Genomic DNA, 23,217 nt, shown 5'->3' on the forward strand with positions numbered 1-23,217 from the left:
TCATGTCCCTTCCCCATGAACGCTCAAGCACTCTGTTTACTGAAGCCCAGACCGTGATTCCCGGAGGCGTGAACTCTCCGGTCAGAGCATTCAAGGGTGTAGGTGGCAAACCTGTATTCTTCAAAAGCGCCAAAGGTGCCTACGTTCAGGACGTTGATGGCAACAGCCTGATCGATTATGTAGGCTCCTGGGGCCCTATGATTCTTGGCCATAACCATCCGGATGTCGTCAGTGCCGTTCGTGATCAGGCGCTGGATGGTCTGAGCTTTGGTGCACCGACATCACTGGAAACCGAGCTGGCCCTGAAAGTCCGCGAGATTTTCCCATCCATGGAGTTGCTCCGCATGGTGAACTCCGGGACTGAAGCGACCATGAGCGCCATCCGACTGGCTCGCGGCTTTACCGGTCGTGACAAAATCGTAAAGTTTGAAGGCAACTACCATGGCCATTCAGACTCCCTGCTGGTTAAAGCCGGTTCTGGTGCCTTGACCCTTGGTGTACCCAGCTCTCCTGGCGTGCCTGCTGCTCTTGCAGAAAGCACCATCACCCTGACCTACAATGATCTGGACTCCGTTAAACAGGCATTTGCAGAAGTAGGCAGCGAAGTGGCCTGTATTATTGTTGAGCCAGTGGCCGGCAATATGAACTGCATTCCTCCTGTCGAAGGTTTTCTGGAAGGTCTGAAAGAAGTTTGTGACGAACACGGCGCTCTGTTGATCTTTGACGAAGTAATGACCGGCTTCCGCGTCTCTCTGGGTGGAGCGCAGGCTCATTACAATGTTAAGCCTGACCTGACGACTCTGGGCAAGATTATTGGTGGTGGCTTACCGGTAGGTGCTTTTGGCGGCCGTAAGGATGTAATGGAGCACCTTGCCCCTCTCGGTCCTGTGTATCAGGCTGGAACCCTGTCCGGAAACCCTCTGGCCATGGCTGCTGGTCTGGCAACATTGAAAAACCTGAGCCGTCCCGGTTTCCATGCTGAGCTGACTGAAAAGGCCGCCAAACTGCTGGCAGGTTTGAAAGAGAAAGCTTCTGAACACAGCATTGCCTTGCAGACTTCCCAGGCTGGCGCCATGTTTGGTCTGTTCTTTACCGAGCAGCCTCGCATTGACCGATTTGATCAGGTTATGAAATGTGACGGTGACTTTTATGGTCGCTTCTTCCATGCCATGCTGGATGAAGGTATCTATCTGGCACCTTCCGCCTTTGAAGCCGGCTTTATCTCCGAGGCTCACAGTGATCTGGAAATCCAGAAGACTCTTGAAGCCGCTGGTCGTGCTTTTCAAAAGCTGTCCATGAGGTAATACATTTCACGTTATGAGTTCACTGGCTCTATCGGATGCGGTGCTGGCGGCAGCCAGCGCCTTCGCTGTTTTTTTACTCTGTCAGCAACAGGCTTTTGCCCAGATCCACAGAACAGCGACCAAAGGCGCACTTCTGGGCTTCCTGCTGATTACACTGGCAGCAGTATCCGGCACCCTGAAATTTGGCTTCTCAGATATCTGGACAGGCGTTTATATCTTTCTGAATAACGCTGCCACCTATCTTTCACCGCCCCTGATTGGCACAGCTATCGCCCTGCTGCTATCCAACAAGGAGTGGAGCAGGCCAGCCTGGGGACGGATGATTATTGCCCTTTGCCTGGCCTATGAAATCACCCGCTGGTATGGATTAGAAACCCTTTACCGGGATGCCCTGCTGGCCGTCAGCCTGACAGTAGCCTTGTACACCGTTCTCAGAGCTCAGATAGAGCCTGGCCCAAAAGGCCTGTTATTGATTGCCTTTATCAGCTTTTTTATAGGGGGTCTTGTTATTGGCAATGAAGGAACTCTGGGTGGCTACCTCAGAATCAACCTGTTCCGATACCTGATTGCTCTTGGCAGCCTCCTGTTGGGTACCGGCTTATTCATGTTGTTGAAAAATCAGAACAAGATGGCCGAACAGGCGGGCACAAATCAGGAATAAACGGCTCCCTCTGCCCTGAGCTTCAGGCTCAGGGTAAGCAGTATCTATACTGCTTACTAATCAGGGTATTTGCAGGGAAGCAAGCGTGGACAATCCTCCTTCTACTCCATCTTCTGGAGCCATAGGCCCCAGTCAGTCGATTCAATCCCATTCTTCAGAGTCCAGTCAGGTCAAGGAGCCACTAAAAGGTAAACTTGATCGCCATGAAGTGACCGCTCTTGATGGTAACAAGGTTGAGAAAAAACTAGCGGATTCACCCAAAGAAAGCCGAAAAGCCAAGGCCTGGAAAGGTTTCAAGGACTTTGTGTCGATCAAGTCCTCTCCTCCCAGATATACCTACAACGCCAACGTTCAGGTAGGTGGGCAAAACTTCAGGGTCTATACCAACAGTCCCAACCTGAATGTCTGGACGAATAACCCTAATACCGTCGTCTCCAGTAATACCCCTCACACCCATGTTCAGCATTTTCATGCACAGCCTTTCCAGGGTAATCCCTTTCAAATGCAGGTACCTGGCCTTGGCGTTTTACAACTGCAACAGCCTCTGGTGTTTCCACAAACACCTTTTAGCTTTCCTCCTGTTTATCAACACCCACCGGCTCCACCACAGCCTGCTAAACCGGTCTTTACCCATATCTATCAGGATGAGGCTGTCTGCAAGAAGATCGATCAATCCAGAGTGACAGATCGATTCCACATGTCGAATGACCAGGTGGGACAACTGGAAAGCTTATCTAAACGCGAAGCCGATCGTTCAGAGCGCTTTCCAAACACACTGGATTCAGCTGTCGCAAAGCGCAAATCCTTTGATTACAAGCGACTGAATGAAATCGTTAAGGAGCATCAGGGCAAACTGTCAGAAAAGCTCCCCACTGAAGATGCTGCCATAAAAGAACAAGGCAAGAAGATGATCGACTCTCTTGAAGAAGGCATGAAGAGAATTGATACCATTTTCAAAACCGGCGTCCATTACTTCCCTGAGGAAGAAGTGGAAATGCTAAAAGACATGAGGCAGCAATTAAACAATGAGCGCTCTCTGGTGCTTCAGGTTTTGAGACAAGACGGTGCCAGCGCTGCTGGAAAGAAACTGGACTGGAAGGCTGCCACTGAATTCAAACGACTCGGATACGATCTCACCCATGACGTCACCCGACACTTGAGCGAGTACCAGGGTAAAGAAGCCAAATCTGAAGAAGCTCTAGGCTCAGGCAAAGCCCACACCGTCACAAAACTAAGCTTTGAAGAAGATGGTGAAACGGTTGAGAAAGTTTTCAAATCTGAAGATGCAGTGGATACCAGCCACTTTAAAGAACATACCAACAAAGACAAGTATCTGGACACCCAGCGCCCCAGATTCGCTGCAAGAAACCTGGCCAGTCAAAGTCTTCAGGATGCTCTTGGATTGAAGCTTCTGCCGAAAACCGAACTCACCGTCCACAATGGCAAAGTGGGTCTTTTGATGGATGTTGCCAAGGGCAAGCAACCTTATACCGCAAAAGAAGGGATAGCCAAAGATATCCCATTCGACCCCAAGGAGAATCCAAAGGTAGCAGCTGAAATTGCCAAAAATCTTAACAGTGCCGAATGGCTGGATTGTTTCTGTGGTCAGCAGGACAGAAACACTGGAAATTATCTGATAGACCCTGAATCCGGCCAGGTCACACTGGTTGATAATGACCACTCATTCTATCCGGGACAGTCTTCAATCGACAGTTCCGAGGTCAGAGCAGGTGCCTCGGGTTGGTTATCTCCATGGCCTGGACCACCCACTCTCATTGACCGTGAAGTTCTGAATAAGCTCAATGCCACAACAGTCGATGATATCTCAGCAAGATTGACCGGTTTGCTTGAGCCTGAAGAGATCAGAGCCACCCTGAGCCGACTCGAAGAGCTCAAGGAGCATGCAGAAGTATTGGAAGAGCAGGGGCTGGTTGTGGATAACTGGGAAACCTGGCAAAGCAAAACCCAGCCACCACTGAGCGCCATAGACTACATTCGTCGTCATGGAAGCCAGAGTGCTTACCTCAATGCCATTCCTGCACTCCGAACCACTGAGTCGGCTCCTCAACAAAGTTCAGGAAAGCCTCAGCCAAGAACGCCTTCAAGCTTATAAAGGGAACGCATATGAGCGAGAAACTGCACTCTAACAATGAGCTTGAAGCCGCCAGAAGTCTGATCCAGGGGGCAGGTTTACCTATGCCTCCCATTCCCAAAACCATTTCAGAGAAACTGTTCAGACCGGGAGATACCCGCTACTTCACTTCCAGAGAAAATACGCCGGGCCCCTGGAGTCTGGGCTGGTTTCTTGAAGAGGTAGAATTCGGGAATCCACAGAACTATGTCATGGTCGGCATAGACGGTCATGGGCAGGAGTCGGCTGCCACACACTTTTATCTGGTTGAAGAAGATATTGCGTTCTTTCACCAGAGCCAGCTTGTCAGCTCAACCAACCCGGAACTGGAAGAAGATCTTTCAGACCAGTACCAACTGATGGCAGTTATGGCCGTTGCAATGGCTCAAGCCAAGGAAAAAGAACAGATACCCGCAGACAGCCGCCTGATCATTGTTCGACCGACTTATCGACAACCATTCTGGGGGATACAGCCCACCCCGGGGCACCCTATTGACTGGAAAGATGCTGAAGATGCATTGCTCGACGCCAGCAGCTGGCTGGCCAAAAGAATGCACTGATCGGGCTGGGCTTGTCTCAGGAATACACTGGTTGCTTATGCAGGAGGCATAGGGAACGGTTTAACGTTACTGCCCTTTGCTTCAGAGACTTTGGCAGCCCCTTCTTTTTCAACTTCATCAATGCGAATAATAGACGACAAAGGAATGTAACTGCGCTTCACACCTTCGAAGGTGCTTTTCAGTTTTTCTTCACTGGGATCAACCAGCAACTGACTGCGTTCTCCAAAAGCGAACTCTTCTACCTCAATAAATCCCCAGAGTTCACTCTGGAAGATTTGTCGTGCATAAACTTCAAAGACTTCTGATTCATTCTGAAAAATAACGCGAAAAACCTGGGATTTCGACATTGACTCCAAACACCTGTGACGCCGTGATTCGGTCGGACGTATAAAATAAAAGGCGGCTAGCATATCACAGTCTGAAACTTCATGAGCTAATGAAAAACGAGGCCAGACCCGCGATAAGCCACAACAGACTCAGACTGATTCCGACACCCAACATCGGACTTTGACAGAAAGGCCAACCTTATCTAATAACAGTGTGTCCCCCATTTTCCTTTCCGCACTTTGCACTCTAGTTCCCAATAAGCTTCCAGGCTCGTCATGAATACACGTCTCCCGCTGATTATTGCTCTGACCGTTTTCTTTTTCATTCCTCATGCCTTTGCTACGGATCAATGCTCCGATATATCCGGACTTGGTCTGGAAGCAAGAGAGCAACGATTCACGGTTATGAAAGAGAGCTTTATAGGTGCTATGAAACCTTCAGAACACCTGGATCAGATTCAAGCACTGAGTAGAGATCCAGACTTACTGGATGAAGCAGGCGACCTTACACTGCAGACCTTTCCCGACATTATCAGAAAGCAGTATCCCTCTGTACCCAAAGAGGTTCTGGATAAATTCTCTGAAAGGATTGAAGAACTCGACAGGGTGGCGGACTGCTATCACCATGGCAAGCGCAATAAAGATGCACTGATGAAGTTGCGTTATCGCAAGGTCAAAGCCACTGACAGCCCTTATATCGGTTTTTTGCTGCCCAAGAGAAAGGATCAGCCAAGACAAGCCAAGGTCGCCAGTGCTGCAACATGCTACGACAGACAGTGTGACTTCACCGTCAAAAATGTTGATGACCTGGACAAGGATATTATTCTGCTGGTCCAGAGACCGGCCCGATTGAGCACTTCGGTCATGTATTCAAAGCCACTGACCGATCCTAAAGCAACAGCCACCAAGCCTTTGCCTGAGCGAGCCTATCTACTGGAACTGGATCTGCAGAAAGTGGGAGAGTATTTCAGCAAGCCTGAAATCTACATGCAGCTCTCCTACTACAACGGTGATCAGCTGGTACGCCAGGACACCATTCAAATTCCCTGGGCGAAAGAAAAAGGCATCAATAAAGGCAAGACTGAGCTGATCATCTGGCTGAATGCTGATTCTGTTCAGCTCACCCTGATGGAGAATGATTGGGAGATCCCTTTTCGGCTGATTGGCAAAATCCTCAGCAAGGCGGTTGAAATCGGGATGCAACTGGCCAGTGCCAGTCATCCTGAGATAGGCCACATCCAGAATGCTCTTGACACTCTCAGTAACCGTTCATCATCGGAAGCCCCGGATTTCTATGATGCTCTGGACCGCATGAATGCTGATGACCTGCTGGATACTGTTCGTCTTCAAAGGACAAACCAAGGTACTTACATGCCTATGAAAAAAGGGGTTGTAAAAATGACACTCAAGCACGACTACACCCCCAAAACAAGAATGAGGAACGAACTATAAGGCGATGGTACTCACGTAATCACTGCATAATGGGTTAGAAATATTGCTCACTACCTTCCGGTGATCACTGCCGTTATAATGGCGACCTTTTCACCAGCCAGATCAGTTGTCACTGGTTTTGCTATTCTGAGTCCTCTGAAGCTGAAGAACTTCAGTTTCAAGGCCTCAGACCCGTTAAACAGCAGACAGGAATCCGGTTTTGGCGTCTGAAATGACCAAGACAGACTTGAGCCCAGAAAGCGAAAGCATGAGCGCAACAAAAAAGCTTTATATCAAGACCCACGGTTGCCAGATGAACGAGTACGATTCAGCTCGAATGGCTGACCTGCTCGGAGAAACCCATACCCTGGAGTTGACAGACAATCCGGAAGAAGCCGATGTTGTGCTGGTGAACACCTGTTCTGTACGGGAAAAAGCCCAGGAAAAGCTGTTCCATCAGCTGGGTCGCTGGAAAAAACTCAAAGAAGCCAATCCAGACCTCGTGATTGGTGTTGGCGGCTGCGTAGCCAGCCAGGAAGGGGAAGCCATCCGCAAACGGGCTCCTCAGGTCGACGTGGTATTTGGACCACAAACCCTGCACCGTTTGCCGGAAATGATCGACGCGACCCAAAGCAATCATATTCCTGTAGTGGACGTTACCTTCCCGGAAATCGAGAAGTTTGACCGTCTGCCCGAGCCTTCTGTAGAAGGTCCTACGGCCTTTGTTTCTATCATGGAAGGCTGCAGCAAATACTGCACATTCTGTATTGTTCCCTACACCCGTGGTGAAGAGGTCAGCCGTCCAATGGATGACGTTATTGCCGAGTGTGTGGGTCTGGCAGAAAAAGGTGTTCGTGAAATCAACCTGCTGGGACAGAACGTCAACGCCTTCCAGGGTGAGAAGGACGATGGTACTCATTGCGATCTGGCAGAACTGATTACCATTGTTGCCGCTATTGATGGCATTGACCGGATTCGCTTCACCACATCACATCCCAAAGAGTTCTCCCAGAGCCTTATTGATGTGTATGCGGAGGTGCCCGAGCTGGTGAGCCACCTACACCTTCCGGTTCAAGCCGGTTCAGACCGCATTCTGTCCATGATGAAACGTAACCATGAAGTGGAAATGTATCGGGACAAGATTCGCCAGCTACGTGAGCATCGACCCAACCTGAGCCTGTCCTCAGACTTTATCGTGGGCTTCCCGGGTGAAACCGATGATGATTTTGAAGACACCATGAACCTGATCAACGAGATCGGTTTTGATGCTTCTTTCAGCTTCATCTACAGCAAGCGCCCGGGCACACCTGCATCCGACATGCCGGATGATGTTCCGGAATCCACGAAAAAGCAGCGTCTGAAAATTTTGCAGGATCGCATTAATCAGCAATCCATGCAGATCAGCCGTCGTCTGGTAGGCACTACCCAGAAGATTCTGGTAACAGGCTACTCCAAAAAAGATCCGGGTGAACTGAGTGGCCGTACTGAGTGTAACCGTGTGGTTAACTTCAAGTGCGCAGAGCCTCGCCTGATTGGTCGTTTTGCCGACGTTGAGATTGTTGAAGCTTTCCCTCACAGCCTTCGCGGCACTCTGCTCGACTCTGAGCTTGGTCTGGTTGGCTAACCTCAAGACCTGAAAAGTGCCTGGCCTCAATGAGGCCAGGCAACGACTACCGCCTACAAACCCGCAGAAACTGTACAGGATTTATGGGCCGCACTGTCCTTGTACCCAAACAGTTCCTCAATCGCCTTGTGATAGCCAAGGAACATGTCATGTTGCTTCAACGGGTTTGAGCTGCTGTATTGATGCTGCTGATCATCACAGACGTGTTTGAAGCCATAGGACTTGGGAATGCCGGTAATAGGATCGCCTTTAACCGTGACTCTCAGGGTTTTATTGCACCCTACGGTGGCCTGATACATCTCTTTGAAGGGATTATTCCCCACTAGTGGGCTGGCAAAGGTTATCACGGCATCCGGAGTGCGCCCCCACTCATGGAAAAAAGTCGCCGCAATCGTGGCCACTGCAGCACCGAGACTGTGTCCAACCAGAAGAACTGTATAATCTTCAGGGATGGCCATTAGCTGTCCTTTCAGATCACTGGACAGATTATTGAAGCGTCTCCAGAAACCACTATGAAGCCAGACTGAGCGATCATTGATGGTAATGGCGTGAGGCGTGAAATCAATGTTTCCGAACCAATCCTTGAGATTGGTGAAACGGGTGCCACGAAAAGCAAAAACCGCAACTTTTTCGGTATCATGGGTCAGCAGAATATAAGCCTGATCATTCTCGTAGCTGTAACCTCTCCAGCCCTGCATATCACAGGCATGGTCATCAAAAACACTCTCATAGGAATGAAAAAGCAGCGGCTTGCCTACACCATTGGGCTTGGTTTCTTTCCCATATATCCTGCCCTCACTATGGCAGGTCGCTCCGGTATCGGTATAACCCTCTCTGCAATGTTCATAACAGACAGGTCCTGCTCCTGAATATCCATGCTTACAACCGGGATAACAAAGCAATCCACTTTTCTCCAGCCCATTCCTGCATTGGCTGGTCAATGTTCTGCCTGCGCCTCTGCCATGAGTCTTTTTGAAGAAGAAACTCAGAAAGCCTTTCTTGCGGTAACAAGTCGCACCATGATCGTGATGGGTATCCGGACAACTCTGCCAGCACACAGGGCCCACGCCATAATATCCTTCCTTGCATGACGGGTAACACAGCAAACCATGACGCTCTTCATTTTCACGACAGCCAAATGGCTCTCCTGCTCCCCTGCCATAACTCTTCTTGGCATAGACCTTGGTATCCTTACGACACAATGCACCATCATCTTTGTAACCCGGCCTGCACTTCTTCCAGCAAACCGGTCCTACCAGCTTGTAATCGTCCGGACAAGATTCATAACAAAGCGCTGCATTTTTCTTCAGACCATGGGCACAACGACCAGGAAAGCTGACCCGGGTAGAACTCCAGTTTTCCTGAATTCTGCCTTCTCTCAAGTAACTCCCCTCCTCACTGTCAATATTTAACGGTTGGTAGGATGCAACTGAAGCCGCTCGAGCTAACCATACATAGTCTTCTATCTGGATATCTCTGGCATCAACAGATTCAAAATTAAATAAGGACAACACAGCCAATATGAAAGTCCATTTGCAACTCTTAACCATGCTGACAGCGGCAGTCGCATAGTCTGAGGCAACCTGTATGACTGGCACAGGGAAGAAACTCGAAAGCATAAGAGACACCTTAACCAGAAGCCTGCCCATCAATGGTCAACAACCCATAGGGTTAACAGCAAACTTCAGTTCAGCAAACAGTGGTTCAGGATAGATACGGTAAAGACTAATAAATCAGACAACGGCCAATTGAGTTGACCTTGCTGACTCAAAAATAGCAAAAATAAGAAAAGCTTAAAGAAATTATTAATACTTTGTCGCTTAATATAAATTAAACAAAAGACTCATATTGAATGCATATCGATGAAAAAAACATTCGTTTAAGAAAACTCAAAGAACCAGCCTCTCCCTTTAAATTAGTACTTTATTGCCAGTCAAAAAGCCTGACTTCCTACCTTCCACTCCGATGAGCTCTATATGTCACCCATTGACAGCTCATGCTGATCCGTTACAGTGTCCTCAATCAAAAAACATGCCACCACCACCCTGCCAGACTCGCTCAACAGCAAGAAGGTCCGTTGGGCGGCATTTCCATAGAATCAAATAATCACGGAGCAAACCATGTCAGTTTTGAGAGTCGCTGTGAACGGAGCCAAGGGCAAGATGGGGCAAACAGTGGTTGAGTTTGTTCAGAAGCACAGCCGCCTTGAGCTGGCAGCTGCAATAGACCTGGGCGACGATCTGGCCGCAGAAGTGAAAAACAACTCTGCAGATATCGTGGTCGACTTTACTCGTCCTGAAATCCGCATGGAGACCGTTAAGAACACGCTTTTCTCTGGAGCTTCCGCTGTAGTCGGCACGACCGGTTTTACACCTGAAGACCTGGAAACCATTCAGGGCTGGGTTAAGGAAACCGGCAAAGGCTGCTTTATTGCCCCCAATTTCATTGTCGGCAATGTCCTGATGCAACAGTTTGCCAAGCAAGCTGCCCGCTATTATGAATACGCAGAGATCATCGAATATCATCACGAACAGAAAGTCGACTTCCCTTCCGGTACAGCAGTAAAAACCGCTGAGCTGATGAGTGAAGAGCGTGAAAAGTTCAATGTAGGAACCAACGATCAGGTGGCCAACATTGAAGGCTCCAGGGGCGGTGACTACAAGGGCATTAAGCTTCACGCTGTACGCATGCCTGGCTTTGTGGCTTCACAGGAAGTGATTCTCGGTGACAGTGGCCAGTATATGACTATTCGTCACGACTCCATCGAACGCACCAGTTATATGCCCGGTATTCTCATGGCCAGTGAATACATTCACGGTAAGGCAGAACTGGTTTATGGTCTGGAACACATCCTGTAACGGAAGCAATGTTTGCTTAAACAGATGACATTGTGAAAACCTTCGGTAAAATCAGGCATTAAACAGTCAGACTCAACGCGTTTTTATGGCTTCAGGCTCACGCAATTATGACCTGAAGCCAAGAAAATGCTGCAAGAATCGGGCTGCAGTGTATGCTTAACATTATGTATCGCAGTAAGAGCTGAATTCCCGACTTGAACACCCAGATCCAAGCACCACAGACAAAAAATGCTGGCAAAACCTGCCAGTTTCTCCTGGAACCGGACGATCCCCGTCGCTTCGCAGAGCTATGCGGACAATTCAACCAGCACCTCAAACAGATCGAACAGCGCCTTGGCGTTGATATTCGTTATCGTGGCAATCAGTTCACGGTGAAAGGTGATGACAAGAATGCCCAGGCGGCGACCGAGATTCTTAAACGTCTGTACCGGGAAACGGGTAAGACGGACCACCTTACTGCTGAAACTGTTCACCTCTACCTGCAGGAGTCTGCGGTGGAATGGGTTCATGAACCCAAATCAGACAGTCTGATTACTCTGCGCACCCGCAAAGGTACTGTCACTCCACGGGGTGAAAACCAGCAGAATTATGTTCGCTCCATTCTGGCGCATGACATAAATTTCGGGATTGGCCCTGCAGGTACCGGTAAAACCTATCTGGCAGTGGCTGCTGCAGTTCAGGCTCTGGAAGAAGAGGAAATCCGTCGCATCCTGCTGGTCAGACCTGCGGTGGAAGCAGGTGAGAAACTGGGCTTTCTGCCGGGTGACCTGTCACAGAAGATCGACCCTTATCTTCGCCCTCTCTACGATGCTCTGTACGAAATGCTGGGCTTTGAGAGAGTGGACAAACTGATTGAGAAGAATGTAATTGAGGTGGCACCACTGGCCTACATGCGTGGTAGAACCCTTAACAATTCATACATTATTCTCGACGAAGCCCAAAACACCACTCCGGAGCAGATGAAAATGTTCCTCACCCGTATCGGCTTTGGTTCTACAGCAGTGATCACAGGTGACATTACCCAGGTTGACCTGCCACGGGGTACCCGCTCTGGACTGGCCCACGCTATTGATGTGCTCAAAGGCGTTGAAGGCATTGGCTCTACCTGGTTCAATGCCAAAGACGTGGTTCGCCATCCGATTGTCCAGAGAATTGTTCAGGCTTACGATCGTTTCGATCAGACCAGCCAGAAAAACACCAAAGCCGTTTCAGGGGTTCAGTAATGACTGCAGAAGTGCATGTCGATATTCAACTGGCCAGTGACAGCCCGGTACTTCCATCCGAAGATGATCTTCATAAATGGGCTGCTGCTGCCGTGGGCCAGCACCGCGATGAAGCAGAAATCAGTCTGCGCATTGTCGATATTGAAGAAGGTGCTGAGCTGAACCAGCAATGGCGGCAGAAAGAAGGGCCTACCAACGTCCTGTCCTTTCCTTCCGATCTTCCCGAAGAACTGAACCTGCCATTGCTGGGCGATCTGGTGATCTGCGCTCCGGTGGTAGAGCGGGAAGCACAGGAACAGGACAAAGAACTTCAGGCACACTGGGCTCATATGATGGTTCATGGCACACTGCACCTGCTGGGTTATGACCATATTGAAGAAGATGAAGCCGAGGCCATGGAATCTCTGGAAACAAAGATTCTCCAGAACCTGGGCTTTCCCGATCCGTACCAGTCTGAAAAGAACGGATCATAATTACAGGAGACGCTGGCCGAATCATGGTGATGTGGGTTCACCACCCATCCATGGGAAGGCCTTCACGGTAATATAAGGTAATGAACGACGACACTGCGCCGGGCGACTCGCCCGCCCCAACATGGAAAGAGAAGTTGGCGGCCCTGTTCAGCCAGGACCCTCAAAACCGGAGTGATTTGCTGACACTGCTCAACGATGCCGGACTCAGAGGCATTATTGATCATGAAGCCCTCAGTATCATTGAAGGGGCTGTCCAGGTAGCTGATATGCAGGTGAGGGAAATCATGATTCCCCGCTCGCAGATGGTCTGTGTCGATGAAGACCAGGAGCCCAGAGACTTTCTGCCTAAAGTCATCGAATCGGCTCACTCCCGCTTTCCAGTCATCGGTGATACCAAAGACGAGATTATCGGTATTCTTCTGGCCAAGGACTTGCTGCCCCTGATTCTTCAGAACGGCAAGTTCAACATCAAGGATCACCTGCGTCCTGCCACGTTTATCCCTGAAAGCAAGCGTCTGAACGTTCTGCTGAAAGAGTTCCGAACCAACCGCAATCACATGGCCATTGTCATCGATGAGTTTGGTGGTGTTGCCGGACTGGTCACCATTGAAGATGTACTGGAACAGATTGTCGGAGACATTGAAGACGAACACGATGTCGATGAAGACAGTTTCATCAAACCGGTTGAGGAACAGGCACGTACCTTTATTGTTAAAGCCCTGACTCCTATCGAAGACTTTAACGAGCACTTTGAATCGGCCTTCAGCGACGAAGAGTTCGACACCATCGGCGGTATTGTGCTTCAGGAATTCGGACACATGCCTAAAAGGAATGAGTTCGTAGAGATCAACGGCTTCCGCTTTGATGTTCTGAATTCTGACGGCCGGCGTATCCGACTGTTGCGAGTCAGCTCTGTCTAGTTCAAACTCTCTCATCCGGGGACTGTCAGGCTGAGCTGTTAATGCACTCTGACACTCCCCCATCAGCATCTGTTTCTGAATGAATCAATGATCCGCTCATAAACCGATGCTTTTTCTTTTAGAACCGCTACTTCAAACAAAAAAAGCAGGTGCCACAACCGGTACTCAATACCGTTGCCAGTCCTGATATGCAGTAATAGACAGTGAGAACGAAATGACTCTGGATCAATGGGTAGCTTACCTGACTGCCTCCCTTGTACTGATTATGATCCCAGGCCCTGATACCTTTCTGGTGGCAGGCTGGAGTGCCGCCAAAGGCTTTAAATCTGGAATCCAGGCTGCCCTGGGAACCGTAAGCGGTATTCTGGTTCACACCTGTGCCGCAGCAATGGGATTGTCAGCGATTTTATCCACTTCAGCCACGGCATTTATGGTGATTAAATTCATTGGCGCTGCTTACCTGGTTTACATTGGCATTAAAACCATTAAAGACGGCATCGCTTCTGCGCCTGACCAGACTTTGCAGGAAAGAAAAAACAATCCTTACTTTCAGGCCCTGCTGACCAATGTGCTTAACCCGAAAGTGGCCCTGTTCTTCCTGGCTTTTCTGCCACAGTTTATTGATCCTTCAAAAGCTGCGGCCAACCAGTTACTGGTATTAGGAGCCGCCTTCTCAGCTTTAACCGCTGTTTACTACCTGTCACTGGTTTTTCTGGCAGGAAAAATTGCCCGCAAGATTGGCCAGAACGCCATGATTCAGAATCTGGCAAAATGGCTGGGTGGCATCATGATGATTGGATTTGGACTCCGACTGGCATTGGCCAGTAACCGTTGAGGAAGCAGCTGGCTTCCTGTAACTCATTATAAGGAAAAAATAAGTTTCCTAGCTCATGGCTGCCCTATGAACAAAAAGACGCTCTATTTTGGCCATCTTCTGATACTGCTGGCAGGGGGATTATTCCCCCTGGGTTTCAGCCCTTTTAATATCTGGCCAGTATTGATTGTTGCTACAGCAGTGGGCTTTACCCTGTCTCGCACAGAGTCGGTAAAAACAGCCACCTTGCGCGGCTTGCTGTTCGGCATCGGCATCTTTGGTACAGGAACATCCTGGGTTTATGTCAGCATTCATAATTTTGGAGCAGCGTCCGTTCCTCTTGCTGCTTTGCTGACTGCCTTGTTTGTCCTGACTCTGGCCAGCTTGCTGGTTATGCCTCTGTTCTACCTGTATGCCAAGCTTCGGGATCGACTCACTATTCAAGCCCCCTGGCAGCAAGCGCTTCTGTTTGCGGCACTCTGGACTATTTTTGAATGGGTTCGCAGCTGGCTGCTAACTGGATTCCCCTGGTTATTGCAGGGCTACTCATTGCTGGATACCCCTATACAGTCATGGGCACCTGTCGTAGGTGTTTTCGGACTGAGCCTGCTGATGGCTACTACATCAGCCCTGATCACAGCTACCCTGGTTTCTGATCGAACCAGACGCAACCCTGCATTCATTGCCCTGTCTATTACTCTTCTGTTCTGGGTAGCCTCAGTGCCGCTAGGGAAAAAGCAATGGACACAACCAATCGGTGAGATCAGCTTCAGTGCAGTTCAGGGCAATATCCCCCAGCTTTTAAAATGGGATCCCGGCTATGTTCAGGAAACCATCAATACCTATTACGGCCTGTCTGAACAGGAGTGGGATCAGGAGCTGATCATCTGGCCTGAAAATGCCATCCCGCTTTTCTACAGTCAGGCGAGATCCGTTTTAAATCAGCTTGATAAGAAAGCGGCTGAAAACAATAGCGCCCTGATTCTGGGTATGCCGATAGACGAGCGCTCGGAATCTCAAATATCGATGCCGAACGTGAAGTATTACAATGGCATTATTGCCAAAGGTCTGGGAGAAGGTCGTTACTATAAACAGATACTGGTTCCCTTTGGTGAATACGTTCCTATGGAGTCAGCTCTGCGGGGGCTGATCAGCTTTTTTGATCTGCCTATGTCGGCATTCAGTCCGGGAAGCAATGATCAGGAAAAGCTGAGAATCCCGAATGCTGTGATCACAGCCTACATCTGCTATGAAGTGGTGTACCCCGACTTTGCAGCCCGTCAGGCAAGAGACAGTGGTCTGTTAATCACAATCAGTAACGATACCTGGTTTGGTAAATCTATTGGCCCCGAGCAGCATTTTCAGATGTCTCGCATGCGCTCTCTGGAAACGGGTCGTTACATGATAAGGGCCACCAACGACGGCATCAGCGCTCTTATCGACGACAAGGGTCAGGTTCTGGAAACCATTGAACGTTTCAAGCCGGGAGTACTGAGAGGAACAGCTGAAGTCATGAAAGGTAACACACCCTTTATGCTATTCGGTTCCTGGCCTGTTTTGATTCTGAGCTTGCTTATGATTGTATTGGCAGGGATCTGTGCGAGAAGAACTGTAAATAGTTAATTAATATTGTGGACTCAACAAAAGAAAAAGGGTGACCTGAGCGTCACCCTTTTTCTTTCAGCGTTCTTTTAATGAAGAATTAAACGACACCCAACTCTTTCAGTCGCTCCATCAGATAGCTGTGCTGGGTATGACGCTCTGATAAAACCACCTCGCTTCTCGGATGCAGGAACAGAGGCAGAGACATTCTTGACTGCTCGCTCTTGCCACCGGTTGGGTTAATAACCCTGTGGCTCGTAGAAGGGAAATAACCACCAGAGGCTTCCTGCAGCATGTCACCGGTGTTGATGATCAGATAGCCAAACTTGGACGGTACATCCACCCAGGTGCCATCCTTCAGTTTTACCTGCAGTCCCGGCTCACTGGCTGCGGGCAGGATGGTCAGCAGGTTAATGTCTTCATGAGCGGCTGCCCGGATAGCGCCCGCTTCTTCTTCTCCAGTGAAAGGAGGGTAATGCAGAACTCTCAGCAAAGTGTTCGGCGTATCTTCAATCATATGGGGCAGAGGCTCGGAAAAACCTTCAGCAACGTCAGCGGGAGCATTTTTCTCAACCCAGTCCAGAAGCTCACCTGCCAGAGTGGAAGCCTGGTCATAATAGCCTTTGATTTCTGTTTCCAACTCCGCAGGAATCCGACCCCAGGGGTAAACATGGTAAAACTCTTTAATATCCTTCTTCTCATGACCCTTGGCGGTCTCTGAAACATCAGGTGGGAAATAGCCATCCTGTTTTTCAGGATCAAAGAGGAAATCCTGTTTGGCAGGGGAATTAAAAAAAGTCAGCCAGTTGTCATAGATGGACTGAACCAGATCCTGACTCAAAGGATGATTGGTTAAAACAGCAAAACCTGTTTCACGCAGCGATTCAACAAATTTCTGCGGCGCATCTGTGGCCGTATAATCGACTACCTGAACGTCCATTATCCTAAAATCCGGTCATTAAAAAACGCAGGATACTATCTTTTTCACTAAGAAAAAAACAGAGTTTATACAGCAATAAACGTCTCTGATTGGCCTCATTTGTCATTTTGATTTCTGATTCTTCAATCTCTTCCGCCGATAGACTGTATAGGGTCTATGATAGTGGCGTCCGCATTCGAATTCCGGACTGGGTATGGTTCCGATTCAATGAAAAACACCAACATCATGCTAAAGCCCTGGCGACATTTGACTCTGGCACTACTAATGGGACAGTCGACAGCCATGTACAGCTCAACAGACCCCTCATCCGGGGTAAGGATTGAAAGAGACAGCCTGGGAGAAGTGGCTGTTCCCAAGGACGCCCTGTACGGTGCACAAACCCAGCGAGCAGTAGAGAACTTTCCGGTCAGTGGTCAACCTCTGCCCCACCCTTTTATTGAAGCCATTGTCCGTATTAAAAAAGCGGCTGCCCGAACCAATCAGTCACTGGAACTGCTGGCCGATGAAAATGCCCTGGCCATCATTGAAGCGGCCGACATTTTGGTTGAAGGCAAATACGCAGATCAGTTTCCTATTGATGTTTATCAGACCGGATCCGGCACCAGCAGCAATATGAATGTCAACGAGGTCATCAGTAATCTGGTGAATCGTTCTTCCGGATTAAAAATCTCGCCCAACGATCACGTCAATATGGGGCAAAGCAGTAACGACGTAATACCATCCGCCATTCATGTCTCTACAGCCCTTCTGGTAACAAAACACTTACTGCCAGCACTGGACCATCTTCTGGAGGTCATGGAGCAACGCCGGGTCGAACTGGAGAATACAGTCAAAACCGGCAGAACCCATATGATGGATGCCATGCCGGTCACTTTTGGTCAGGAAATCAGCGGTTGGATGGCATTACTCACCAACGACCGGCAACGCATCAAGCAAACTCTGGAGCGCCTTTATCAACTGACGCTTGGAGGCACAGCAGTAGGCACCGGAACCAACACCCATCATGACTTTGCCAAAAAAGTCAGCAAGCAGTTGAGTCAGGATACCGGACTGCCCTTCAAGCCCGCGAATAACTTCTTTGCGGCTCAAAGTATGCCTGCTACCGCCCTTGAACTGTCTTCTGACTTACGTGGCGTAGCGGTATCGCTGATGAAGATTGCCAACGATCTGCGATTGATGAACAGCGGTCCACTGGCTGGTTTTGGTGAAATAGAATTACCGACACTGCAACCTGGCTCCAGCATCATGCCCGGCAAGGTAAACCCGGTTATTTCAGAATCTGTGACCATGGCTGCGGCTCAAATCATGGGGTTGGATGCTGCTATTGCCATTGCCGCCCAATCCGGCAACTTTCAGCTCAATGTTATGCTGCCCCTGATCGCCAACAACCTGATCAACAGCATTACCCTGGCCACCAACAGCAGTATGATTCTGGCTGACAAGGCCATCGCCGGATTTACTGTTAAGGAAGCCCATATCAAGGAAACATTGAGCCGCAACCCTGTTCTGGTAACTGCCCTGAACCCTGTGATTGGCTACATGCAAGCGGCAGAAATTGCCAAGCAGGCTTATCGGGAAAAACGCCCCGTTCTGGAAGTAGCAAAAGAAAAGACCGGAATGTCAGAAGAAGCCCTGAAAAAGATTCTTGATCCCGGCCGGGCTACTAAGGGCGGTATTGCAAAATAAGCGTCAGATCTTTGGAAGAGGTTTCACAGCCAACCTTCTATTTGGACTTGCCTGAAACCCCCTCTCAAAACCCGTTCAGGCTGAGCCTGTCGAAGCCCAACACTCCCCTCCTTCGACAAGCTCAGGGTGAACGGAATCCTTGTTAAATTGGAACTTATTTTGAGATAAATCCTTTATCGACTGGTCATCCAATACCAGCTCAACCCAAGGTATTCATGCAATGCCAGCTCACTGACGCGAAGGTTTCTAACTCTTGGAATCCAGTACGATAACTTCTGCCAGGGAATCTGTATCCAGGTAAAGGCTGTTGGCGCAGGCAGTACTTTGAAGCCCGCTCTTTTAAAACTCAAAACGGATCTTGGCATATGCCAGGCGTGAGTTACCAATACAACGGTTTTGGTCCCTTCTCCCAATACATTTCGGCTGTTAGTAGCATTCTGCATTGTGGTCATACTCTGATCTTCAATCCAGGTAACATCAACGCCGTAATCACTTTTTAGCACTCTGGCCATTGTCTGTGCCTCCGGCCGGTCGCCCCCACCAGACACCAGAATGGGAACTTTACATTCCCGATATAACAGAGCTGTGTAACGAATCCTCTCGAGCGATAAAGGGGTTGGCTGATAACCCTCCAGTTCCGGAGAGCTTCTCGGTCGGCCTGCACCCAGTAAAATCATGGCATCAGCACTTTTGCAGGCTTCCAGATCGACCGGGGGGTAAACCTCGAGCCCCCTTGCCAAAAGATTGGCCACCGGAGCTACAGACAACAGGTACAGAAGTAGAAGGGCGACCCAGACCAACCAGCCCAATGTTGATTTAAACAGGATTCCCACAATCAGTATCCAGACAATGTTCACAGGAGGAAGAAGACTTACCTTGAGAAAAGACCTGAGCGACAACCCTATGGCATTCATAAACCCCTGCAATGGTCTATCCTCAGTCGATTAAGCCTGTAGAAGTAATGATTTACCATGAAATATTCCGCTGTCCCTGACACGGGCTGTCTATCCCGAACAGAGTTGATTGCCAGAATCACATATCACTCCTTGAAAGCATTTCGAGCACTTCTATGTACAATGCTTCTTTGCGGTACGCCACTTCTTCAGGCTGAAATAACCCTGATCCCTGAAAAAAAGATTCCCCTGCCTCTGGTGTCAGCCACCGAGCTGGATCCCTTGACCACCAGCGATATCCACAAGCGTTATCCCAAAGGTTTTCGTATATTTACCAACAATATAACACCTTTACTGAGGAAAAAGCTCAACCGGCTCGCCAACGAAAACTATCCCATTCAATACGTGCAACCTGACAGCAGTGAGCTCAGAAAAATCACGATCTCCGTGATTCAACACGACGGCTTTTCTCACTTTCTGGTAAAAGCCCTGGGCGAAAAGCCGGGCTGTGCTCCCTTGCTCAGTCAGGAAATGACCGATTACGGCACACGTAAAAACAATCATCCAATGATAAAAAAAATATCCAAACTGCCAACGTTGACCACAAAAGACTTAAAGTCTCTTCTCCAGAGTCACCACTGGTGGGTCAATATAGGGTTTGAGAGTTACCAGAATGCACCTGAGGCTGTCACTCAATGGTTGCATCAAAAAGGTTATGACAACACCAAACTCATCAGCGCCGGCCTGAAAGACTGCTCAGTGACTTTATCGAAAGATCAACTTGAAGCATTCAGTGAGCTGACTGCCATGTCCTATCTGAATAATGCTGTTCGAGGTTTGTTCTATAGCAAGCAGGGCTCATCTCTAACTCACTTTCGAACACTTGCTGTTGAATCACTGAATAAACCCGATAGCAAAGCGCATTAGGCATATCTATAGCAGGATCGGTCAGTCATTGATCCTGATAGCGCATCGGAAATCACGAACTAAAGTCCCACTCAGAACATGAGTTAATACTTTCATTAATAACCTTGTTCTGAGTGGTCTTATGACTGAAAAAGAGAAAATGCTGGCGGGTCTGGATTATCTTGCCTTTGATCCTGAACTGACTCAAGACCGCATGAACGCAAAAAAACTCTGTCATCGCTTTAACCAGGTGGTTCCGGATGACAAAGAGCTTCAGACAAACATTCTCAAAGAGTTGCTGGGCACAGTTTCAGAAGCCTGGATTGAGCCACTGTTCTTCTGTGACTATGGATACAACATTCATCTGGGCGAGAACTTCTATGCCAATCATCACTGCACCATTCTGGATGGGGCTGAAGTAAGAATTGGTAATAATGTCCTATTTGGACCTAACGTCACACTGAGCACTGCAGGCCACCCTCTGGATGCTACTATCCGCAATACCGGGCTGGAGTTCTGCAAACCGATCACCATTGGCGATAATGTCTGGCTGGGGGCTAATGTCACAGTAAACCCTGGTGTAACTATTGGTGATAATGCCGTGATCGGCGCTGGCAGTGTGGTGACCCGTGATGTTCCTGCGAATACTGTGGCGGTGGGTATTCCATGTAGAGTTGTTAAGTCACTTACCGTATAAGCGACCTTATTCTCGCAGGCTGAGCCTGACTACTTGTAAAAATAAAACTTTACAGTGTCAGCCTATGGAGTTAGGAATAAAAAAGTCATTTCACCCTTCAAAAGTGATGAAATGACTTCCACAGCAAAATTGGGAGACTCTTTAAAGCCACTCAGTGCAGCTTGTAATCCTGAGCATATTCAATATGTACTTTCTGCTCTGCTCTACTCTTGACCAGCTCCATACTACTTTCTGAACCTGGATATGACAGATATACGATCATGGAGTCACGACTTTGTTGAATATCCAGATTTTCTCGAAGCACTCCAGGTGCAATATGAACAGTCACCTCTGTATGATCCGGCTGGATATTAAGTGACACAAAGCCCTTATTCGCATTAAACCAGTACTCCGGTTGATCCAAAGCCTCTTTGGAGTTACTGACACAATGCTTCAACCTTTCTATTCTTTGCTCCATGGCTGGCGCGAAATAAGAAGCCAGTGAATGTTTCCTCATTCTTTGATGAGCAAGCGTGAATTCAACAAACGACTCTATGATATGAGTATTTGGGTCCCCATTCTTTTTTTCGTCCCAAGGGTCGAAGGCCTCTTCGGGATTGAAATGGAAAGTACTGATATACCCCTTATAACTGGCGGCCATTATAACATTTTCCGGTTGCTCGGCTGTCACGCCACCTACTTCAACACCATTAGCCACCTGGTCGACTACGTATAAGGTAGAGACCGAACCATTGACCATCACTTCAGACAAATCACAATGATTCAGCGCATTGGACTGACCTTCAGGAGAAAGGGCCATATAGTGATTCAGAGTACCAGGCAATAGCCTTACCTGTTTCTTTCCATCAAGCGGATCTGATAGTCTGGATAACCTCCCTGCCTTGTTCAGAGCAAGTTGCTGATTTCCTGTTCCAGTTCCCAGCACAGGAATGCCTTCAAGAATGCTGAGGTCATACAGCAATTGATAAATTCTTTCATCACTAGTCAGAGATTCAGAATCCAGTTGATCCATTCCAAAAGGTTCAGTCAGATAGTTCGGAGCAGTATGAAAGCTGTCTTCCCCATCAGGCATGATAATGCCATCCAGAGAAGCAAGAAGCCGCCCATTCTTCAACATTCTTTCATTAAGAATTACGAAAAAAACATCCAACTTTTGACTATGCTTTTCAGCAATTTTTCTTATATGTTCAGAAAAATCCGCGTCAGAAGAAGCCAGACCTATAACAGTAAAAGACTCGCCCTCCAAAGTGGTGAGAGCTTTTTCAACCAGATTATCCTGACCAGAAGAGAGCATTAATCGGAGAGAGATAGACTCTTTGGTATCGCCAACCAGCAGCTTGATAAGATCAATCCATACCTCTTCAGACATTTCAATCAAATCTGAATCATTAGATTGCCGGAGATAAGAATACAACTCACTCAAGCTGCAGCTATCATCGTGAAGAAAAAAGTTACGCAACTCATCGCGAGACCGAAATGAGTCAGGAATACGGCACTCGATTTTATCTTTTACGCCTTTATCTTTAGCCTCTTCCCCGTCATCTTGTTTATCTCCCATTAGATCTTGCTCATCACCTTCATCGTCTGAGGAGCGACTTTCAGAAATTCCTATCGTCTTCCCTACGAAATACTCCTGATTCGATATGCTCTCAAGCAAAGAGCCAGAATCAGGAGTGAAAGGTGCAAGAGGATGAACTCTGTGTGCATACATAGAGTCAATAAGCTCTGCGTACTCATTAATCAATAGCTCTATCTGATCTTCCCTAACATTTAATTTCTCAAGATGCTCATAATGAAAGCCATCCAGATCAATCATTCCCATAAGAGTAACCATTTTCATTAAGTTAGATTGCTCAGGTGCTTTTGCCATATGCTCTGTGGTGAAAGAGGGTTGCGCTACAGCTACAGCCCACTGTATCAGCAGAGCAAAGGCTGAAAGAGACAGTGTTTTTTTACTCATACCTGACCCCATCCTCTCTACTTATTTAGAATCTGTATGGGTAGTAATAGATCAATTTTAAAATCAGGCAAGTAGCATCTTCGGTCAAGATTTCAACTGAGACAGTGATTCATTCTTCTTACTTGTAACCTGAAAGTTGTTTTTCCTTATCTTTTTTAAATTTCCATATACCATCAGCATTTGCCAAATTGTTAGAAGTTCATCCTTT

At 48.3% G+C, this 23,217-nt stretch carries 20 protein-coding genes; 15 read left to right on the forward strand and 5 right to left on the reverse strand.

Annotation, left to right across the window (positions count from 1 at the left end; translation table 11 throughout):
- Positions 1 to 2 precede the first annotated feature (2 nt).
- The 4 genes from hemL (at position 3) to WG89_RS06005 (ending at position 4,656) form a co-directional block, all read left to right on the forward strand.
- Entirely contained in the window at positions 3 to 1,304 is a 1,302-nt protein-coding gene (gene hemL, locus WG89_RS05990) for a glutamate-1-semialdehyde 2,1-aminomutase (RefSeq protein WP_062262776.1), read from the forward strand.
- Between the two features lie 13 nt (positions 1,305 to 1,317).
- Positions 1,318 to 1,965 carry a hypothetical protein gene (locus WG89_RS05995; protein WP_062262778.1) on the forward strand — a complete coding sequence of 216 codons (648 nt, stop codon included), beginning with the start codon at positions 1,318 to 1,320 and terminating at the stop codon, positions 1,963 to 1,965.
- 85 nt (positions 1,966 to 2,050) lie between these two features.
- Positions 2,051 to 4,078 (forward strand): hypothetical protein, encoded by a 2,028-nt coding sequence (locus WG89_RS06000; RefSeq protein ID WP_062262781.1) that lies wholly within the window; start codon positions 2,051 to 2,053, stop codon positions 4,076 to 4,078.
- Between the two features lie 11 nt (positions 4,079 to 4,089).
- Positions 4,090 to 4,656, forward strand: a complete 567-nt coding sequence (locus WG89_RS06005) for a hypothetical protein (protein WP_062262784.1) — start codon at positions 4,090 to 4,092, stop codon at positions 4,654 to 4,656.
- Positions 4,657 to 4,691: 35 nt separating this feature from the next.
- Here the strand turns inward: WG89_RS06005 and WG89_RS06010 are convergent, their stop codons facing one another.
- The gene (locus WG89_RS06010) at positions 4,692 to 5,003 is read right to left on the reverse strand and encodes a DUF1820 family protein (protein WP_062262787.1); all 312 of its coding nucleotides are present in this window, start codon (positions 5,001 to 5,003) and stop codon (positions 4,692 to 4,694) included.
- 255 nt (positions 5,004 to 5,258) lie between these two features.
- Between WG89_RS06010 and WG89_RS06015 the strand changes: the two genes are divergently transcribed.
- Together WG89_RS06015 and miaB are read left to right on the forward strand one after the other, a co-directional pair.
- Positions 5,259 to 6,434, forward strand: a complete 1,176-nt coding sequence (locus tag WG89_RS06015) for a hypothetical protein (RefSeq protein WP_062262790.1) — start codon at positions 5,259 to 5,261, stop codon at positions 6,432 to 6,434.
- A gap of 247 nt (positions 6,435 to 6,681) precedes the next feature.
- Complete coding sequence (gene miaB, locus WG89_RS06020; RefSeq protein ID WP_079253691.1) at positions 6,682 to 8,037, forward strand: tRNA (N6-isopentenyl adenosine(37)-C2)-methylthiotransferase MiaB; 1,356 nt, start codon at positions 6,682 to 6,684, stop codon at positions 8,035 to 8,037.
- Positions 8,038 to 8,090: 53 nt separating this feature from the next.
- On the opposite strand, the gene WG89_RS06025 is transcribed toward miaB, so the two are convergent.
- Positions 8,091 to 9,656 (reverse strand): lipase family protein, encoded by a 1,566-nt coding sequence (locus WG89_RS06025; RefSeq protein ID WP_172806726.1) that lies wholly within the window; start codon positions 9,654 to 9,656, stop codon positions 8,091 to 8,093.
- 501 nt (positions 9,657 to 10,157) lie between these two features.
- On the opposite strand from WG89_RS06025, the gene dapB reads away from it, so the two are divergent.
- The 6 genes from dapB (at position 10,158) to lnt (ending at position 15,948) form a co-directional block, all read left to right on the forward strand.
- Positions 10,158 to 10,895 (forward strand): 4-hydroxy-tetrahydrodipicolinate reductase, encoded by a 738-nt coding sequence (gene dapB, locus WG89_RS06030; protein WP_079253688.1) that lies wholly within the window; start codon positions 10,158 to 10,160, stop codon positions 10,893 to 10,895.
- 194 nt (positions 10,896 to 11,089) lie between these two features.
- Positions 11,090 to 12,118, forward strand: coding sequence for a PhoH family protein (locus WG89_RS06035; protein WP_079253689.1), 1,029 nt, complete (start codon positions 11,090 to 11,092; stop codon positions 12,116 to 12,118).
- A complete protein-coding gene (gene ybeY / locus WG89_RS06040; RefSeq protein ID WP_062262800.1) occupies positions 12,118 to 12,591 on the forward strand; it encodes an rRNA maturation RNase YbeY in 474 nt (157 codons plus the stop codon). Before WG89_RS06035 ends, ybeY begins: the two co-directional genes overlap by 1 nt.
- Before the next feature lie 80 nt (positions 12,592 to 12,671).
- The gene (locus WG89_RS06045) at positions 12,672 to 13,511 is read left to right on the forward strand and encodes an HlyC/CorC family transporter (RefSeq protein ID WP_062262803.1); all 840 of its coding nucleotides are present in this window, start codon (positions 12,672 to 12,674) and stop codon (positions 13,509 to 13,511) included.
- A 214-nt stretch (positions 13,512 to 13,725) separates the two neighbouring features.
- The gene (locus WG89_RS06050; RefSeq protein WP_062262805.1) at positions 13,726 to 14,346 is read left to right on the forward strand and encodes a LysE family translocator; all 621 of its coding nucleotides are present in this window, start codon (positions 13,726 to 13,728) and stop codon (positions 14,344 to 14,346) included.
- A gap of 66 nt (positions 14,347 to 14,412) precedes the next feature.
- Positions 14,413 to 15,948, forward strand: coding sequence for an apolipoprotein N-acyltransferase (gene lnt / locus WG89_RS06055; protein WP_062262809.1), 1,536 nt, complete (start codon positions 14,413 to 14,415; stop codon positions 15,946 to 15,948).
- A gap of 79 nt (positions 15,949 to 16,027) precedes the next feature.
- Here the strand turns inward: lnt and WG89_RS06060 are convergent, their stop codons facing one another.
- Complete coding sequence (locus WG89_RS06060) at positions 16,028 to 16,867, reverse strand: isopenicillin N synthase family dioxygenase (RefSeq protein ID WP_062262812.1); 840 nt, start codon at positions 16,865 to 16,867, stop codon at positions 16,028 to 16,030.
- Between the two features lie 282 nt (positions 16,868 to 17,149).
- Between WG89_RS06060 and WG89_RS06065 the strand changes: the two genes are divergently transcribed.
- Positions 17,150 to 18,553 (forward strand): class II fumarate hydratase, encoded by a 1,404-nt coding sequence (locus WG89_RS06065; RefSeq protein WP_062262904.1) that lies wholly within the window; start codon positions 17,150 to 17,152, stop codon positions 18,551 to 18,553.
- A 173-nt stretch (positions 18,554 to 18,726) separates the two neighbouring features.
- Here WG89_RS06065 and WG89_RS06070 read toward each other — a convergent pair whose 3' ends face one another.
- Entirely contained in the window at positions 18,727 to 19,467 is a 741-nt protein-coding gene (locus WG89_RS06070; protein WP_062262815.1) for a YdcF family protein, read from the reverse strand.
- Positions 19,468 to 19,524: 57 nt separating this feature from the next.
- Between WG89_RS06070 and WG89_RS06075 the strand changes: the two genes are divergently transcribed.
- Both WG89_RS06075 and WG89_RS06080 read left to right on the forward strand, forming a co-directional pair.
- Entirely contained in the window at positions 19,525 to 20,373 is an 849-nt protein-coding gene (locus WG89_RS06075; RefSeq protein ID WP_153301454.1) for a hypothetical protein, read from the forward strand.
- 121 nt (positions 20,374 to 20,494) lie between these two features.
- Entirely contained in the window at positions 20,495 to 21,049 is a 555-nt protein-coding gene (locus tag WG89_RS06080; RefSeq protein ID WP_062262821.1) for a sugar O-acetyltransferase, read from the forward strand.
- A 151-nt stretch (positions 21,050 to 21,200) separates the two neighbouring features.
- On the opposite strand, the gene WG89_RS06085 is transcribed toward WG89_RS06080, so the two are convergent.
- On the reverse strand, positions 21,201 to 23,009 hold the full coding sequence (locus WG89_RS06085) for a hypothetical protein (protein WP_062262825.1): 1,809 nt from the start codon (positions 23,007 to 23,009) through the stop codon (positions 21,201 to 21,203).
- Positions 23,010 to 23,217: the final 208 nt, after the last annotated feature.

The organism is Endozoicomonas arenosclerae (assembly GCF_001562015.1).
Taxonomy (GTDB): Bacteria; Pseudomonadota; Gammaproteobacteria; order Pseudomonadales; family Endozoicomonadaceae; genus Endozoicomonas_A; species Endozoicomonas_A arenosclerae.

Excerpts from the sequence above, each read along its gene's own strand:
- hemL (WP_062262776.1), top strand. The coding sequence starts at position 3 with ATGTCCCTTCCCCATGAACGCTCAAGCACTCTGTTTACTGAAGCCCAG.
- WG89_RS05995 (WP_062262778.1), top strand. The coding sequence starts at position 1,318 with ATGAGTTCACTGGCTCTATCGGATGCGGTGCTGGCGGCAGCCAGCGCC.
- WG89_RS06005 (WP_062262784.1), top strand. The coding sequence starts at position 4,090 with ATGAGCGAGAAACTGCACTCTAACAATGAGCTTGAAGCCGCCAGAAGT.
- WG89_RS06010 (WP_062262787.1), bottom strand. The coding sequence starts at position 5,003 with ATGTCGAAATCCCAGGTTTTTCGCGTTATTTTTCAGAATGAATCAGAA.
- WG89_RS06015 (WP_062262790.1), top strand. The coding sequence starts at position 5,259 with ATGAATACACGTCTCCCGCTGATTATTGCTCTGACCGTTTTCTTTTTC.
- miaB (WP_079253691.1), top strand. The coding sequence starts at position 6,682 with ATGAGCGCAACAAAAAAGCTTTATATCAAGACCCACGGTTGCCAGATG.
- WG89_RS06025 (WP_172806726.1), bottom strand. The coding sequence starts at position 9,656 with ATGCTTTCGAGTTTCTTCCCTGTGCCAGTCATACAGGTTGCCTCAGAC.
- dapB (WP_079253688.1), top strand. The coding sequence starts at position 10,158 with ATGTCAGTTTTGAGAGTCGCTGTGAACGGAGCCAAGGGCAAGATGGGG.
- ybeY (WP_062262800.1), top strand. The coding sequence starts at position 12,118 with ATGACTGCAGAAGTGCATGTCGATATTCAACTGGCCAGTGACAGCCCG.
- WG89_RS06045 (WP_062262803.1), top strand. The coding sequence starts at position 12,672 with ATGAACGACGACACTGCGCCGGGCGACTCGCCCGCCCCAACATGGAAA.
- WG89_RS06050 (WP_062262805.1), top strand. The coding sequence starts at position 13,726 with ATGACTCTGGATCAATGGGTAGCTTACCTGACTGCCTCCCTTGTACTG.
- lnt (WP_062262809.1), top strand. The coding sequence starts at position 14,413 with ATGAACAAAAAGACGCTCTATTTTGGCCATCTTCTGATACTGCTGGCA.
- WG89_RS06060 (WP_062262812.1), bottom strand. The coding sequence starts at position 16,867 with ATGGACGTTCAGGTAGTCGATTATACGGCCACAGATGCGCCGCAGAAA.
- WG89_RS06065 (WP_062262904.1), top strand. The coding sequence starts at position 17,150 with ATGTACAGCTCAACAGACCCCTCATCCGGGGTAAGGATTGAAAGAGAC.
- WG89_RS06070 (WP_062262815.1), bottom strand. The coding sequence starts at position 19,467 with ATGAATGCCATAGGGTTGTCGCTCAGGTCTTTTCTCAAGGTAAGTCTT.
- WG89_RS06075 (WP_153301454.1), top strand. The coding sequence starts at position 19,525 with ATGAAATATTCCGCTGTCCCTGACACGGGCTGTCTATCCCGAACAGAG.
- WG89_RS06080 (WP_062262821.1), top strand. The coding sequence starts at position 20,495 with ATGACTGAAAAAGAGAAAATGCTGGCGGGTCTGGATTATCTTGCCTTT.
- WG89_RS06085 (WP_062262825.1), bottom strand. The coding sequence starts at position 23,009 with ATGAGTAAAAAAACACTGTCTCTTTCAGCCTTTGCTCTGCTGATACAG.